General features: G+C 63.0%; 16 protein-coding genes and 1 pseudogene. 4 read left to right on the plus strand and 13 right to left on the minus strand.

Annotated elements, in window-relative coordinates:
- Positions 1 to 272, minus strand: a pseudogene (locus RWT78_RS22515) (hypothetical protein); the annotation flags it as partial.
- Position 273: 1 nt separating this feature from the next.
- Complete coding sequence (locus RWT78_RS22520; RefSeq protein WP_003943331.1) at positions 274 to 474, minus strand: hypothetical protein; 201 nt, start codon at positions 472 to 474, stop codon at positions 274 to 276.
- A 111-nt stretch (positions 475 to 585) separates the two neighbouring features.
- Here RWT78_RS22520 and RWT78_RS22525 point away from each other — a divergent pair, with 111 nt between their 5' ends.
- Together RWT78_RS22525 and RWT78_RS22530 are read left to right on the plus strand one after the other, a co-directional pair.
- Positions 586 to 1,800 carry a sensor histidine kinase gene (locus RWT78_RS22525; protein ID WP_230359835.1) on the plus strand — a complete coding sequence of 405 codons (1,215 nt, stop codon included), beginning with the start codon at positions 586 to 588 and terminating at the stop codon, positions 1,798 to 1,800.
- On the plus strand, positions 1,755 to 2,432 hold the full coding sequence (locus RWT78_RS22530; protein ID WP_054826058.1) for a response regulator transcription factor: 678 nt from the start codon (positions 1,755 to 1,757) through the stop codon (positions 2,430 to 2,432). Before RWT78_RS22525 ends, RWT78_RS22530 begins: the two co-directional genes overlap by 46 nt.
- A 25-nt stretch (positions 2,433 to 2,457) precedes the next feature.
- On the opposite strand, the gene pdxT is transcribed toward RWT78_RS22530, so the two are convergent.
- The gene (gene pdxT / locus RWT78_RS22535) at positions 2,458 to 3,063 is read right to left on the minus strand and encodes a pyridoxal 5'-phosphate synthase glutaminase subunit PdxT (RefSeq protein ID WP_003943308.1); all 606 of its coding nucleotides are present in this window, start codon (positions 3,061 to 3,063) and stop codon (positions 2,458 to 2,460) included.
- Positions 3,063 to 3,932 (minus strand): acyl-CoA thioesterase II, encoded by an 870-nt coding sequence (tesB, locus tag RWT78_RS22540; protein ID WP_007732935.1) that lies wholly within the window; start codon positions 3,930 to 3,932, stop codon positions 3,063 to 3,065. Before tesB ends, pdxT begins: the two co-directional genes overlap by 1 nt.
- 37 nt (positions 3,933 to 3,969) lie before the next feature.
- Between tesB and RWT78_RS22545 the strand changes: the two genes are divergently transcribed.
- The gene (locus tag RWT78_RS22545; protein ID WP_007732932.1) at positions 3,970 to 4,635 is read left to right on the plus strand and encodes a hypothetical protein; all 666 of its coding nucleotides are present in this window, start codon (positions 3,970 to 3,972) and stop codon (positions 4,633 to 4,635) included.
- A 50-nt stretch (positions 4,636 to 4,685) separates the two neighbouring features.
- On the opposite strand, the gene RWT78_RS22550 is transcribed toward RWT78_RS22545, so the two are convergent.
- The 3 genes from RWT78_RS22550 to RWT78_RS22560 form a co-directional block, all read right to left on the minus strand.
- Positions 4,686 to 5,507 (minus strand): acyl-CoA thioesterase II, encoded by an 822-nt coding sequence (locus RWT78_RS22550; RefSeq protein WP_003943337.1) that lies wholly within the window; start codon positions 5,505 to 5,507, stop codon positions 4,686 to 4,688.
- Positions 5,508 to 5,620: 113 nt separating this feature from the next.
- Positions 5,621 to 7,132 carry a DUF222 domain-containing protein gene (locus RWT78_RS22555; RefSeq protein WP_314680922.1) on the minus strand — a complete coding sequence of 504 codons (1,512 nt, stop codon included), beginning with the start codon at positions 7,130 to 7,132 and terminating at the stop codon, positions 5,621 to 5,623.
- Positions 7,133 to 7,260: 128 nt separating this feature from the next.
- Positions 7,261 to 7,683: an NUDIX domain-containing protein gene (locus RWT78_RS22560; RefSeq protein ID WP_054826057.1), complete on the minus strand. Its 423-nt coding sequence runs from the start codon at positions 7,681 to 7,683 to the stop codon at positions 7,261 to 7,263.
- Positions 7,684 to 7,845: 162 nt separating this feature from the next.
- Here RWT78_RS22560 and RWT78_RS22565 point away from each other — a divergent pair, with 162 nt between their 5' ends.
- Positions 7,846 to 8,322: a RidA family protein gene (locus RWT78_RS22565; protein ID WP_314680926.1), complete on the plus strand. Its 477-nt coding sequence runs from the start codon at positions 7,846 to 7,848 to the stop codon at positions 8,320 to 8,322.
- A 101-nt stretch (positions 8,323 to 8,423) separates the two neighbouring features.
- Here the strand turns inward: RWT78_RS22565 and pdxS are convergent, their stop codons facing one another.
- The 6 genes from pdxS to RWT78_RS22595 form a co-directional block, all read right to left on the minus strand.
- Positions 8,424 to 9,332 (minus strand): pyridoxal 5'-phosphate synthase lyase subunit PdxS, encoded by a 909-nt coding sequence (pdxS, locus tag RWT78_RS22570; RefSeq protein WP_314680928.1) that lies wholly within the window; start codon positions 9,330 to 9,332, stop codon positions 8,424 to 8,426.
- A 171-nt stretch (positions 9,333 to 9,503) separates the two neighbouring features.
- A complete protein-coding gene (locus RWT78_RS22575) occupies positions 9,504 to 10,526 on the minus strand; it encodes an NUDIX domain-containing protein (protein ID WP_042919908.1) in 1,023 nt (340 codons plus the stop codon).
- Positions 10,523 to 11,650, minus strand: a complete 1,128-nt coding sequence (locus RWT78_RS22580; protein WP_003943332.1) for a glycosyltransferase family 4 protein — start codon at positions 11,648 to 11,650, stop codon at positions 10,523 to 10,525. Before RWT78_RS22580 ends, RWT78_RS22575 begins: the two co-directional genes overlap by 4 nt.
- Entirely contained in the window at positions 11,647 to 12,549 is a 903-nt protein-coding gene (locus tag RWT78_RS22585; RefSeq protein ID WP_007732919.1) for a phosphatidylinositol mannoside acyltransferase, read from the minus strand. Before RWT78_RS22585 ends, RWT78_RS22580 begins: the two co-directional genes overlap by 4 nt.
- Entirely contained in the window at positions 12,546 to 13,223 is a 678-nt protein-coding gene (gene pgsA, locus RWT78_RS22590; protein WP_007732918.1) for a phosphatidylinositol phosphate synthase, read from the minus strand. The genes RWT78_RS22585 and pgsA overlap by 4 nt, the downstream gene beginning before the upstream one ends.
- Positions 13,224 to 13,304: 81 nt before the next feature.
- The coding region (locus RWT78_RS22595) for an HIT domain-containing protein (protein WP_314680935.1) at positions 13,305 to 13,658 on the minus strand (354 nt) is incomplete at its 5' end.

The raw sequence follows: 13,658 nt of genomic DNA on the forward strand, positions 1-13,658 counted from the left end.
AACAACGCGATACCGAGAATCAACTGCGCAACGCGGGCGGCGGGGGTGTCGAGTAGCGGGGCGACGACTGGCATGCCTACCCGTGCCGTCGTCCAGACGACCACCCCGACAACAAAATAGAACGTCGTGATGACCACCAGATATGTCAGCAGCCTGCGAACCTGCGGTCGTCCCGGCATCAACAACATCCAGACCGGGACGACCAATGTTCCGATGCTCGTACTGTCCAGCAGGGCGAGCCCGCCCAGCGTGGTGAGCAGGACGAGTTCCACGTCAGTCGTTTCGGCGCTCGGGTATCGCTGTCTCCCTCGTTCGGACTGCATTCACGATGTCGAAGGCACCGATGATCGCGAGGATCACGCCGAGTGGTCCGCCGCGAAACCAGAAGAACTCGGCGTCACGCGCGAACAGCCACAGACAGCCGCCACCGACGACCAAGAGAATGCCGATCATCAACTCGAAGCGAATTTTCATACGTCGAGCCTGTCTTCTCTATCGAATCCGCACATCAGCCATCGGAACAACGCCGACCTCATCATTTGGTATGACAAGTCAGGCGCCCCGATGTGCTCTGATAAGTCTGTGGTGACCAGAAGTCGGAGTGTCGGCAAGTGGAACGATCCGCTCATCGCCTTCGGCCTGTTCGCGATCGGGGTACTCCTCTACCTGGTCGGCCTGTACCAAATGTGGACCGATGTCGGAGGTGTCGCCGACGTTCCCGCCGGGGTTCGGATCGGGATGCTGGCTCTGCTGTGTGCGATCGACTCGTTCCGGCGGGTGCGTCCGGCAACAGCTTTGGCGGCGGGGGCCGTCATCGTCGCGGTCGACGCTGCCCTGGGACCCACTCTGCCGATGTGGCTGGTCCTCTCGGATCTCACCTACGCCGCAGTTCTGTACGGGACGGCGCGGCTGGGCCGAGTGGTGTGTTCTCTGACCGCGGTGACGGTTGCCGCGCTCACCGCACTCGTCTACCTGTCCACCCAGGACGTCCGCGCTGCGGCTGGGGCAGGCGTGGTGACCGCTCTGTTCTTCGGTACACCGGTGTGGTGGGCACTGGTCATCCGTCGACAAGTCGAACTGACCGAGGCCGAACGCGAGCGTTCCAGAGTCCACGAAGCACTCGCCACTCTGGACCGCGAGGCCGCAGTCGCTCACGAACGAGCAACCATGGCGCGCGATCTGCACGACGTCATCGCAAGCCACCTCTCCGCCATCGCAATCCATTCGGAGGCGGCACTGTCCACCTCAGCTCTCTCCGGTGAACGGGGCCAACCAGACGACGGATTGAGGGAGATGATCGGAGCGATCAGATCGAGCAGTCTCGCGGGCCTTTCCGAGATGCGGTCGATGATCGAACTGCTCCACGCCGGGGACGACGAGACCCCGGACCCGCGTTCCTCTCCCCCGCGGCTGACCGAGTTGCCCGTCGTCCTGGACGCAGTTCGGGCAGCCGGCGCCGCCGTGCACGTTGCGATCGACATCGATACTGCCGACCTGCCGAGCGTGGTCGATCACACGGCGTACCGGATCACCCAGGAGGCGTTGACCAATGCGCTCAAGCATGCGCCTGGTGCACCGATCTCGATGTCGATCTCTCTCCAGCACAATGCATTACAGATCGAGATCCGAAACCCCATCGGTCGCGACACATCCAGTTTTCGGGCGGGAACGCACGGACTTGCAAACATGCGTCACCGCGCCGAACTGCTGGGCGGTTCACTCGACGCACTTCCGGTCGACGGAGAATGGACGGTATGCGCACAGATACCGGTCCCCGCGCCGAACGGAACGGATCGGTGATCACCGTCGCCCTGGTCGACGACCACGCCGCGATCCGGTCGGGACTCGCGATGATCCTGCGGCAGCACGACGACATCGATGTCGTCGCAGAAGCCGGTGACGGAGCGTCGGCGATCACCGTCACCCGCACGCATCAACCCGACGTCGTACTCATGGACGTCCGGATGCCAGGCACCGACGGCATCGAGGCGACGCGTCAGATCATCGGGACGACCCGCAGCCGGGTTCTGGTGTTGACCACCTTCGACCTCGACGAATACGTCTTCGCGGCCCTGCGCGCCGGTGCTTCGGGATTCCTGCTCAAGACTGCGACCGCGGACGAGCTGACCAGCGCTATCCGCAACGTCGCGGCCGGAGATGCAGTGCTCGCTCCGCGCGCGGCGCGTGTCCTGATCGGCGAGTTCGTGCAGCGCGCACCCAAACCCACCGAACCGCTGGGATTGAGCGAGCTCACCGACCGTGAACGCGAGGTCCTCGCGCTGTTGGGGACGGGTATGTCCAACGCCGAACTGTCGCGTGAACTCGGAGTCGGTGCTCCGACGGTGAAGTCGCACGTGTCGCGAGTTCTGTCGAAGTTGCACCTCACCTCACGCGTCCAGGCGGCGATCCTTGCCCGCGAACTGGAGCTGTAGGTTCGGCCGAGGCTGACTACTCCAGTTATCCGCGAACCAGATCGACGAACATCTCGTGCACTCGACGGTCCCCGGTAACCTCGGGATGGAAAGAAGTGGCGATCACCGAGCCCTGCCGAACCGCGACGATCCGGCCCGCGGCCTCCCCCGCGGCGGCGGGAACCTGCGCAAGGACCTCAACGCCCGGCCCAACTCGCTCCACCCACGGCGCGCGGATGAAGACAGCGCGAATGGGATCACCGATGATGCCCTCGAACTCCAGGTCGGACTCGAAAGAATCGACCTGCCGACCGAAAGCGTTGCGGCGCACCGTCATGTCGATGGCGCCGAGATGCTCGGCGTCCGGCCGGGTGTCTAGTACCTCGCTCGCCAGCAGAATCATGCCCGCACACGAACCGTAGGCCGGCAGCCCCCCGCGAAGACGCTCACGCAGCGGATCCAACAGTTCGAACACCTGCAGAAGCCGGCTCATGGTGGTGGATTCGCCACCCGGAATCACGATTCCGTCGACCTTGTCCAGCTCCTCCGGCCGTCGGACACCCACGGCATCCGCACCCGAATCATCAAGTGCAGCAAGGTGCTCGCGAACATCACCTTGGAGGGCGAGTACACCGATCAACGGACGCGTCATCACACAGTTCCTGTCTTGTTCTCACGGCTGTTCTTGCTCTCATGGCTGTCGGGTTCGCGTTCGAGACGCGTCAAACCCTCCTGAACCACCGCTGCCACCATGTTGCCATCGCGATCGTAGATACGCCCCTGAGTGAGCGCGCGACCGAAACCTGCCGACGGCGATGTCTGGTCGTAGAGCAACCACTCGTCGGCCCGGAACGGACGCAGGAACCACATCGCGTGATCGAGCGAAGCAGTCTGCGTCTTCACGCCGCGGTGCGGGACTTTCGAAGTTCCGAGCAGGGTCATGTCACTGAGATACGCAAGCGTGCAGATGTGCAGCAACGGACGATCCGGCAGAGCCTCGCGGTAGCGCATCCACACGCGTTGCTGCGCGGCGAGATCCGGCGCTGACGCGCTCTGCTCAGCGGGCACAATTCTGATGTCCCAGTTCTTCCACTCCTGATAGAACTGCGATTCAGCCAACTTCGGAACGGTCTGCGCGTCCGGCAAGTCCTCCGGCGCCGGAACGGAGGGCATCCGGTCCTGGTGCTCGATACCTTCGTCGTCGACGTGGAACGAGGCCGACATCGTGAAGATCGTCTTGCCGTCCTGAACTGCATTCACCCGGCGGGTGCAGAACGAGCGCCCGTCGCGGATGCGGTCCACCAGGTAGACCGTCGGAATCTTCGGATTGCCCGGGCGCAGGAAATATCCGTGCAACGAGTGCACGTGGTAGCTCTCGTCAACGGTGCTCACGGCAGAAACCAACGACTGCCCGGCAACCTGCCCGCCGAACGTCCGTTGAAGTGCGGTGGGATGGACCGCACCACGGAAGATGTCCTTCTCCAGGTGTTCGAGCGCGAGGATCTCCTCGATACCAACCATGAGTCCTCCGAAAACATAGACCGCCGCACTGGGCGCGATGACGGTTCACAATATCGCCTCGGCGAGCGGGCACGGCACCATGGTGGGCGTGAGTACATTCATCCCGTCCAGTCCCCTCGCCTTGGCCGAGCAGATTGCAACGCTGAGCGGATCGTTTCCGTCGGTGGCGGTAGTAGCGATCGACGGACCTGATTGTGCACAGCCGTCTCGGCTCGCGGAACTGGTCGGCACCGCCGTCGAGTCGCGCAACAGGCCGAGTGCTGTTGTGTCACTGCACGACTACGTGCGGCCGGCTTCGCTGCGATACGAGTTCGGCCACGAGGATGCGCTGAGTTACCGCACTATCTGGTTCGACTATCCGGCACTCGATCGTGAAGTGATCACCGCAGCCCGCACCAAACGGGCGTTCTTGCCGAAACTCTGGGACGAACCCACCGATCGATCGGCTCGTTCGACCCGTATCCCCGTCCATGAGCGCGCGGTCATCGTGATCGCCGGTCCGATGTTGCTCGGGCGCGGGCTGGAGTTCGACGTCAGCGTCCGCCTGGACATGAGCGAACCTGCCATGCGGCGGCACACACCGGAGGCAGATCTGTGGACCGTCGAGGCACTCCTCGAACACCGATCAGAAGTGTCCGAGGAGGTCGATTTCGAGGTCAGATACGACCATCCGGCCCGGCCTGCGGTGCGGTCTCGCCAGTGAAGGTCTCACTGCGAGTGTTCTCACGTCGGCCGACCTCACGTCGGCCGACCTCACTTCGGGCGATACAGCCTGGTCAGACCCTCCTGGACGACTGCAGCAACCATATTTCCTCGGCTGTCGAAGATTCGTCCCTGCGTCAGTGCGCGACCGAAGCCCGCTGACGGCGACGTCTGGTCGTACAACAGCCACTCGTCGGCGCGGAACGGCCGCAGGAACCACATGGCGTGATCGAGCGAAGCGCTTTGCATGGCGACGTCCATGTGGGGGCCGCGGGAAGATCCGAGCAGCGTCATGTCGCTCATGTAGGCAAGCGTGCACACGTGAAATACCGGGTCGTCCGGGAGTGCCTCGCGGGAACGGAACCACACTTGCTGCTGCGCGGCAGCGCCCGGACGTTTGTCGATGTCGGCCTTCGGCACCATTCGAAGGTCCCAATCGGACCACTCACGCGCCAGCCACGCAGTCTCGGGATCCTCCGAATCCTGGGCGATGGCCAAGGTCTCGGGGTCAGGAACGGGTGGCATCTCGTCCTGGTGCTCGATGCCTTCGTCTTGGACGTGGAAGGACGCCGACATCGTGAAAATGGCTTGCCCGTCTTGAATTCCGGTGACCAAGCGGGTCGCGAACGATCGACCGTCCCGAACACGATCAACCAGAAAAACCGTCGGCTCCATCGGATTTCCCGGACGCAGGAAATATCCGTGCAACGAATGAACCGAGTAGGCCGGATCGACCGTGCGTACCGCCGACACCAATGCCTGTCCGGCGACCTGGCCGCCGAAAGTGCGGGTCAGGGTGGTCTCCGCGATGATTCCTCGAAAGATGTCCCGCTCGAGGCGTTCCAACTCCAGAATTTCTTCGATCCTCGCCATCGATGCTCCACATCTTCCCGTGTACCGACGTCTACCGACCTTCACACAATGCCTGACGCACCCCCGGCCACCAAAGTGGGCATACAAAATCATGGAGTTGCATGCCGCCCTACTCAGAATGGGGGTGGATCGCCTCCGCCGTCGAAGGTCCTCCTCCGGGCCTTCTTCTTCATTCGGAGGTGCATTCGTAACCGCTGCCGCCGGCGTTCACCCCGCACACGAGCGGCCTTGTTTTCCAGACGTGTGCGCCGACGCCGACCACCCTCGGGCAGTACAGGCTCGAGCCTTCCCGCCAGCAGACCTGACGGCCTCGTTCGGTAGCAATGTCCGGTCGGCGAGGTCAGCATGACGCTGCGGTCCGGGTTCGAGGTGTGCACCCACTGACCGGAGTGCTTGAGGCGGTGATGGTTTCGACAATAGGCACTCAAGTTCGAGGCCACCGTCTTTCCACCACGAGTGGGATCGCGATGATCAAAGGGTTCAGTGTGATCGAGATCGGAATTCCATGCCGCGACATCGCAGTGCAGCCACTGACAGCTTCCTGCGATCACCCGCACCCAGGTGTCGAGGACAGCGCCCGGGCGGTACACGAACGCAGAAGGAACGACGGGCGAAGGTACTGGCTCGCCCATACCGGCAGCCTCGAGCGCGGCGTCGGCTGGTACCTTCACATTCCGAATCAGCGCACCCGCGGCGATGTCACGCGCATGCTCTGCGCTGATCACGCCATAACCGTCGAGATGAGCGGGTTCGTCTCCACCTGGTGCGTCACCGCCCTGAAGCGTGGATTCCAGCATGACCACGTGAACCAACGGCCGACGCACCACAACAATCCCGCTACGGTCTTGTGGGCAGTCGGCCCGGCCGCAATCGCACGGCAGAATCGTCGACCCGGCTACCAACGCTCCCAATGCGTCGGCTCGTCTCTGCTCGTACTTACGGGAATCGTGTCGACACACCGACATCGCCAACTCACGTAACCGACTATCGAAAGCCCGTGCGTCCTCCGCCGGGATGCTCCCCAAAATCCGCGCCATTCCGTCTTCGGCAGCACTCACACCCACGAACCGGTCAGCGAGGGCGCGGCGTCGACGCTCGCGCATCCCCTCCGGATCCACCACGGCGACGATACGGTCGATGGCCGCCGTCAATCGGCGGCCGGTCAGGCCGGTACCGCCGTGTATCGGTGGTGCTGAAATCTGTTCGAGGAGTTGCCGTTCCACCGCGTCTATCAAATCGTCATCGACGTTGGCTGTAGCGGACTCGATCAATCCGACTCGATACAGATCCAGTTCTCCGCGCGCCATGGCGGCACGCGTGCGATGGAGGCGAGTCTTGAGAGAAAAGCCGAGACCGATCAACTTTCCCGCCGCGGAACGGCCCATGGTCAACGCTGCGCCGAGCTCGGCCTCAGCTAGTTCGTGCGCGGTGGACGACCACGCGCCGGCATCGGACTGTTCAGCGCTGCGACGATCGAAAAACTCGGCAATGGCAGCGAGTTTCCGTTCCACGAGCATCGACTCACGCGCATGCAGTTCGGCGATGAGATCGATGAGGGCGCAGTCGGATTCAGCACCGGACAGCTGCGCTGCGGTACCCGAACTTCCTACTCCGTCATCGAACATTCCTCAACATTATTCGAATATACGTTCGATCTCCATGATTTCCAGGAATCAGTCCGAACAATCCCGATTGACCGAAAATTGTTGCGGAGCAACCTTTGCGGCCACTCGTGTTCCGGCAACGGATTCCCCTACTGAACCAGGGCGTTGATAATGCGGGCAGCTTCGGCCGGGTAGATGGGGCGGTCGGACCCACCACTCAATACCCAGTGGACTGGACTACCTTCGTCTAGGACTCGGAGTTGCACGTCGAGCGGAAACGCATCGATGTCAGCCGAGTCGACTGCAAAGACATGGACAATCTCATGCCCAGGTCGCCCCTCGAACTCGAAGATGTTCTCTACGACCTCGAGCAACTCGACGCTTCCCAACGTGACGCCGAGTTCCTCCGCGAACTCGCGCCGCAGCGCTGCCTCGGCCGTCTCACCGAACTCGATACCGCCACCGATCAATCGATGAAAGTTCTCCCCCGTGACAGAGTCCGTGCCGTCGAGTATGAGTATGTGACCGGAACGGACAGGTATCCCCAGTGAGATGTTACGAATTGACGACATACGACACAGTTTAGGTGGCCAACTCGAACACCATTTTGAATCTGACGACGGCGAATATCACCAAAAGTGATGGGGTGGGCGCAAATACGACTTGGACTTGCCGAGACTCCCGATGACAGACTCGAACACCATTCCCGGACAAAAGAACCCATTGAGGAACCGATGAACGACGCAAGTACCTGGACCGCACGACTCGCCGCACTCGACCTGACCCTCCCGCCTCTTGCCACCCCCGCAGGTTCATACCTTCCCGCCGTTCAGACGGGGTCATACGTCTACACGTCGGGGCAATTGCCGCTCGTCGACGGCACTACGACGTGCATCGGCCAGTTGGGCGAAGGTGTCTCCGTCGAAGACGCCGCCCAGGCGGCGCGGTTGTGCACTCTCAACGGACTCGCGGCAGTCGATGCCTTAGTCGGGCTCGATCGCATCGTTCGTGTCGTCAAGGTCGTTGGATTTGTTGCTTCCGGATCGGGATTCTCGCAGCAACCTCAGGTGATCAACGGTGCGTCCGACCTGCTGGCCGAGATCTTCGGTACCGCTGGACAACATGCCCGCTCAGCGATCGGCGTCGCCGAACTACCCCGAAACAGTGCCGTCGAGGTCGAGTTCGTGTTCGAGGTATCGGACAGCATCTGATCGGTCTGCCACACCCCGAAGGGGCGGCGGTTGCCAACGCAACCGCCGCCCCTTCGTCTGTGAGGACTTTCAGGCACTGAGCCCGGTCGTCGAACCTGCTGTCACCAACCGCGCTCTGCGAGGCGGTGTCCGACGGGCAGGTCGTCGACGTTGATACCGACCATTGCCTCGCCGAGTCCGCGCGAGACCTTGGCGAGCACGTCCGGGTCGTCGTAGAACGTGGTGGCCTTGACGATGGCCTCGGCGCGCTGCTTCGGGTTGCCGGACTTGAAGATGCCCGATCCGACGAACACGCCCTCGGCGCCGAGCTGCATCATCATGGCAGCGTCTGCCGGGGTGGCGATGCCGCCGGCGGTGAACATGGTGACAGGCAGCTTGCCGGCCTTGGCGACCTCGACGACCAGTTCGTACGGGGCCTGCAGATCCTTGGCGGCTACGTACAGTTCGTCCTCGCTCAGCGAGGTCAACCGGCGGATCTCGCCGCGGATGGTGCGCATGTGAGTGGTGGCGTTGGAGACGTCTCCGGTGCCTGCTTCACCCTTCGAGCGGATCATGGCCGCGCCTTCGTTGATGCGACGGAGCGCTTCGCCGAGGTTGGTGGCGCCACAGACGAAGGGAGCGGTGAACTTCCACTTGTCGATGTGGTTGGCGTAGTCGGCCGGGGTCAGGACCTCGGACTCGTCGATGTAGTCGACGCCGAGGCTCTGCAGGATCTGCGCTTCGACGAAGTGACCGATGCGTGCCTTGGCCATGACGGGGATGCTGACGGTGGAGATGATGCTGTCGATCATGTCCGGGTCGCTCATGCGCGAGACGCCGCCCTGTGCGCGAATGTCTGCGGGGACCCGCTCGAGTGCCATGACGGCAACGGCGCCTGCGTCTTCGGCGATCTTGGCCTGCTCAGCGGTGACCACGTCCATGATCACACCGCCCTTGAGCATTTCAGCCATGCCGCGCTTGACGCGGGCGGTGCCGATGGCGGTGGTGGGGGCAGAGTCGGGGGTGCTCACAGCAAACTCCTGCAGTAGTGGCGTGACAAACGAAACGAGGCACGGCGAACACACGAGTTCATTCGCTCGGAGGCCTCTGGCCAGAACTCTAGGACTAACCGGCCTTCGATTCCGTATCCAATTTGCCATTGCTGGCCTTAAACTGCCCGCGAGCACTGAACGACCGAAAGATCAGCGGATGGAACGCACTTCCGGATCCTCGGTACCGTCCGCGATCGTCGCCGCTTCCACCAGGAGGTTTGCCAGATCCAACGGGTAGACCGGCTCACCGGACTTGGCCAATTGGCGGATCTCGTCGGCGCTGCACCAGCGATGGCCGGTGATGGCACGCTGCTCCAATTCCGTGTGGCCTTGGAAGACCGGCTCGAAGCCGTGAGTGCGCGTAGCGAAGAACAGCTCTTCCGAACGGATCAGCTCACCGTCGAACGGGAAAATTGCCACACGACGCCAGAGCGGACCTCGCAGATTCTCCGGAGCCACGACGAATCCGGTCTCCTCCTCGATCTCACGAACGGCAGCCGCCCGCAGGTGTTCGCCCCGTTCGAGCCCGCCGCCGACGGTGAACCAGAAGTAAGTGTTCGGGATCTTGGGATCGTGCCCGCGCAACAGCAGCACCCGATCGTCCTCGTCCAGCATCACCACGCGAGCAGAGGTCCGTGACGTATCCACGGTGATGCCCTCGGGCACCGCCGCCGCGGTGGTGCGCTCGGAGATCTCGAAATACTGAGGCAGCGGTGCCGTTCCACCGAGGTGCAGCCAGCGAACAAGTCGACGCGTACGCAACGCGAGAGTGTCTCGCACCGCGTCGTTGTGGAACCGCCGGGCGATCAGCACGCGCGCCTCGGCATCGGCCAGTTCGGCGACCAGTTGAGGTCGCAGCGACGTCGTGCCATAGGCAGCAAGAGCATTGGACAGCCGGTTCTCGGCAAGCTCGCGATCCTGACGATCCGCACGTTCGGCGGCGTCCGCCAAGGTGACGAATCTGCGGGCGTCGTCGGCGCTCATGTCCACAGCCGCCGCGCGGACAACCGCGGCACGACGGGACAGAGCCGCATCGAGCGCCAACCACGACTGATCCGAACGCACATGCAGTCGATCGAGTCGGTTCGCCGTCCCGTACGCCCACAGTCCGACGACCAGGACGACGGCAGCGACGAGCCCGAGAATGAAGATCGTCAGAGCGGAGAAGGTCATGAACCCACCACGCGTACGCCGGTACCGCCAACCGTGACGGTCTCGTAGACACGCAGGATCTGTTCGGCCACCACCGGCCAGTCGTATTCGGCAACAACACTTGTCGCGGTGTTGACCAGCGCGCGTCGTCGATCCGGGTCACCGAGAACGGAATCGATTGCCTCGGCCAATGCATCGGAGTTCCCGATAGGGACCAACAAGCCGGCCTGACCGTCGCGAAGAACACGGCGGAAAGCGTCCAACTCACTCGCCACGACGGCAGTGCCCGCCGCCATGGCCTCGACCAGCACGATCCCGAAGCTCTCACCACCGAGATTGGGCGCGCAGTAGACGTCCGCACTACGAAGCGCCGACGCTTTCTCCTCATCGCTGACCTGCCCGAGCAGGCGGAGATGCTTGAAGTACTTGCCCGCCTCTTTGCGGAGTTTCTCCTCGTCGCCGCGTCCGACCACGATCACTTCGAGATCCGGATGACGCTCGACCAACTCCGGCAACGCACCGAGAAGGACGGCCATCCCCTTGCGCGGTTCGTCGTAGCGACCGAGGAACAGAATGGTTCCGCCCTCGCGCGGGTAGCCGGGCAACAGATCGGCCTCGGCAAACGCTGCGACATCGACGCCGTTGGGAATTTCGACGGCGTCGGATCCGAGGGACTCGACCTGCCACCGACGCGCCAACTCCGAGACTGCGATCCGGCCGCTGATCTTCTCGAGATACGGAGCCAAGACACCCTGAAAAGTGCTCAGCACCAACGACTTCGTGGTCGACGTGTGGAAGGTGGCGACGATCGGGCCTTCCGCGATACGCAACGCGAGCATGGACAGACTCGGCGCATTGGGTTCGTGGATATGTAGAACGTCGAAGTCACCTTCCGCGATGAACTTGCGGAGGCGGTTGTTCGCCGTCGGGCCGAAAGACAACCGCGCAACAGAACCGTTGTAGGGAATCGCGACGGCTTTACCTGCGGAAACCACAAAATCCGGCAACTCGTCGTCATCGGACGACGGCGCAAGCACACTCACTTTGTGGCCGCGTTCGATCAGCACCTCGGCCAGATCCACCACGTGCGCCTGCACGCCACCGGGGACGTCGAAGGAATACGGGCAGATCATGCCGATTTTCATTCACCCTCCATGCGGGCGAGCCGCGATTCGGAGAGGTCCGAGCGCCACAGCGGCTGAAGCATGTGCCAGTCAGCGGGGTGCGCTGCGATGTTGACCGCGAAACGGTCGGCAAGTGCCTGCGTGGCCGGGCCGACTCCGCCGGACACGTCGATCGGCGGGTCGATCTTGAAACCCCAACCATCGGGAGTGAACCAGCAGTGGACCGGAAGTAGCGGCGCGCCGGTGTCGATCGCGAGCTTCGCCGGGCCCGCGGGCATGCGAGTAGGTTCGCCGAAGAAGGTGACGGGCACACCCTTCTTCGCCAGATCGCGCTCCCCCAACAGGCACACGATCTTGTTCTCACGAAGATGCTTGGAGAGTTCGACGAACGGAGGATGCTCCCCTCCGCTGAGCGGAAAGATCTCGAAACCGAGACTCTCGCGATAGTCGACGAACCGTTCGTACAGGGATTCGGGCTTGAGCCGCTCGGCAACGGAGGTCAACCCACCCCACTGCTGAACACACCACACGCCGGCCATGTCCCAATTACCGCTGTGAGGCAGCGCCAGTACCGCGCCATGACCTGCAGCCATTGCCTTTTCCAGATGCTCCTGGCCCTCGACCAGCGCATGCAGCGCCTTACCTGTCGCAACCAGGTCCATCGACGGAAGACGAAACGCCTCACGCCAGTACCGGGCGTACGAGCGCATCGAATCCTTGATCAACTGATCCGGAACTTCCTCCGGCGTCGTGCCCAGAACTCTCGCGAGGTTCTTCCTGAGTTGTTCGGGACCGCCCTTGCGTACCGCGAAATCCGCTCCGGCGTCGAACAGCTTGACCGCCACCGATTCCGGCAGGCTTCGCACCAGACGCCAACCCGCGGCGTATCCCAGATCGGTTGCACGCTCGGCAAAGCTCATTTCTCTGCCTCGCCGTCCGTGTCCGGCGCACCTTCGACCGTCGATGCGGCCGGGGCGATCGGCAGAAGTTCCCGGGCGCCAGGGGAATTGCGCACCGCGAGCACTCGCTGGAAGACCGTCACGATGCTTCCGGCGGCAAGTACCCACATCGCGATGTGGATTGCCCACGGAAGACCCATACCCGTCAGGCCGGATCCGACCAACACGATGATCAGTCGGTCCGGGCGCTCGATCCACCCGCCGTCCGCAGTCAGCCCGCTCGCCTCCGCACGCGCCTTCGCGTACGAGATGACCTGCGAGGTGACGAGGCAGATGAGCGTCGCGACGAGCAGCCACTTGCTGTTCTCGTGGTAAACCGCCCACCAGGCCAGGCCGGCAAAAATCGCGCCGTCGGCTACGCGGTCGCAGGTCGCGTCCAGTACCGCCCCGTACCGCGTTCCGCCGCCGCGAGCACGAGCCATTGCGCCGTCGAGCATGTCGAACATGACGAAGAACCAGATGAACATGGTTCCCCAGAACAGATGTCCGGACGGAAACAGCGTCACCGCACCGGCGACGCTTGCCACCGTGCCGATCACCGTCACCGAGTCCGGCGTCAGACCGGTCTTGACCAGCGCCTTCCCCATAGGTGCCGTCACCTTGGACACCGATGCGCGCCCGAAGAAGCTCAACACCGCAGGAACCCTCCCCGTCGTGAGTTCCGGTTCGGAACTCGTTGCAGCAATGCATCCTGCCATGAAGCCGGATGCGTCAACCTATTGTTGCCAGGCACCGGCGAGTAGTCCCCTGGTCTCCCGCAGCAATTGCGGCATCACCTTGACCCCACCGAGCACGGTGATGAAGTTGGCGTCGCCGCCCCAACGTGGCACTACGTGTTGGTGAAGGTGCTCGGACAGCGAACCGCCCGCAGCGGCACCGAGATTCAGGCCGACGTTGAATCCGTGAGGATTCGACACGCTCTTGATCACCCGCAACGCCTGCTGGGTGAACGCCATCAACTCGGCGCTCTCCTCCGGCGTCAGGTCTTCGAGTGCCGCGACCTTGCGGTACGGAACCACCATCAGGTGCCCCGGGTTGTACGGATACAGGTTCAGAACCGCATAGACATG

It is taken from the genome of uncultured Rhodococcus sp., assembly GCF_963525155.1.
GTDB lineage: Bacteria > Actinomycetota > Actinomycetes > Mycobacteriales > Mycobacteriaceae > Rhodococcus_F > Rhodococcus_F qingshengii.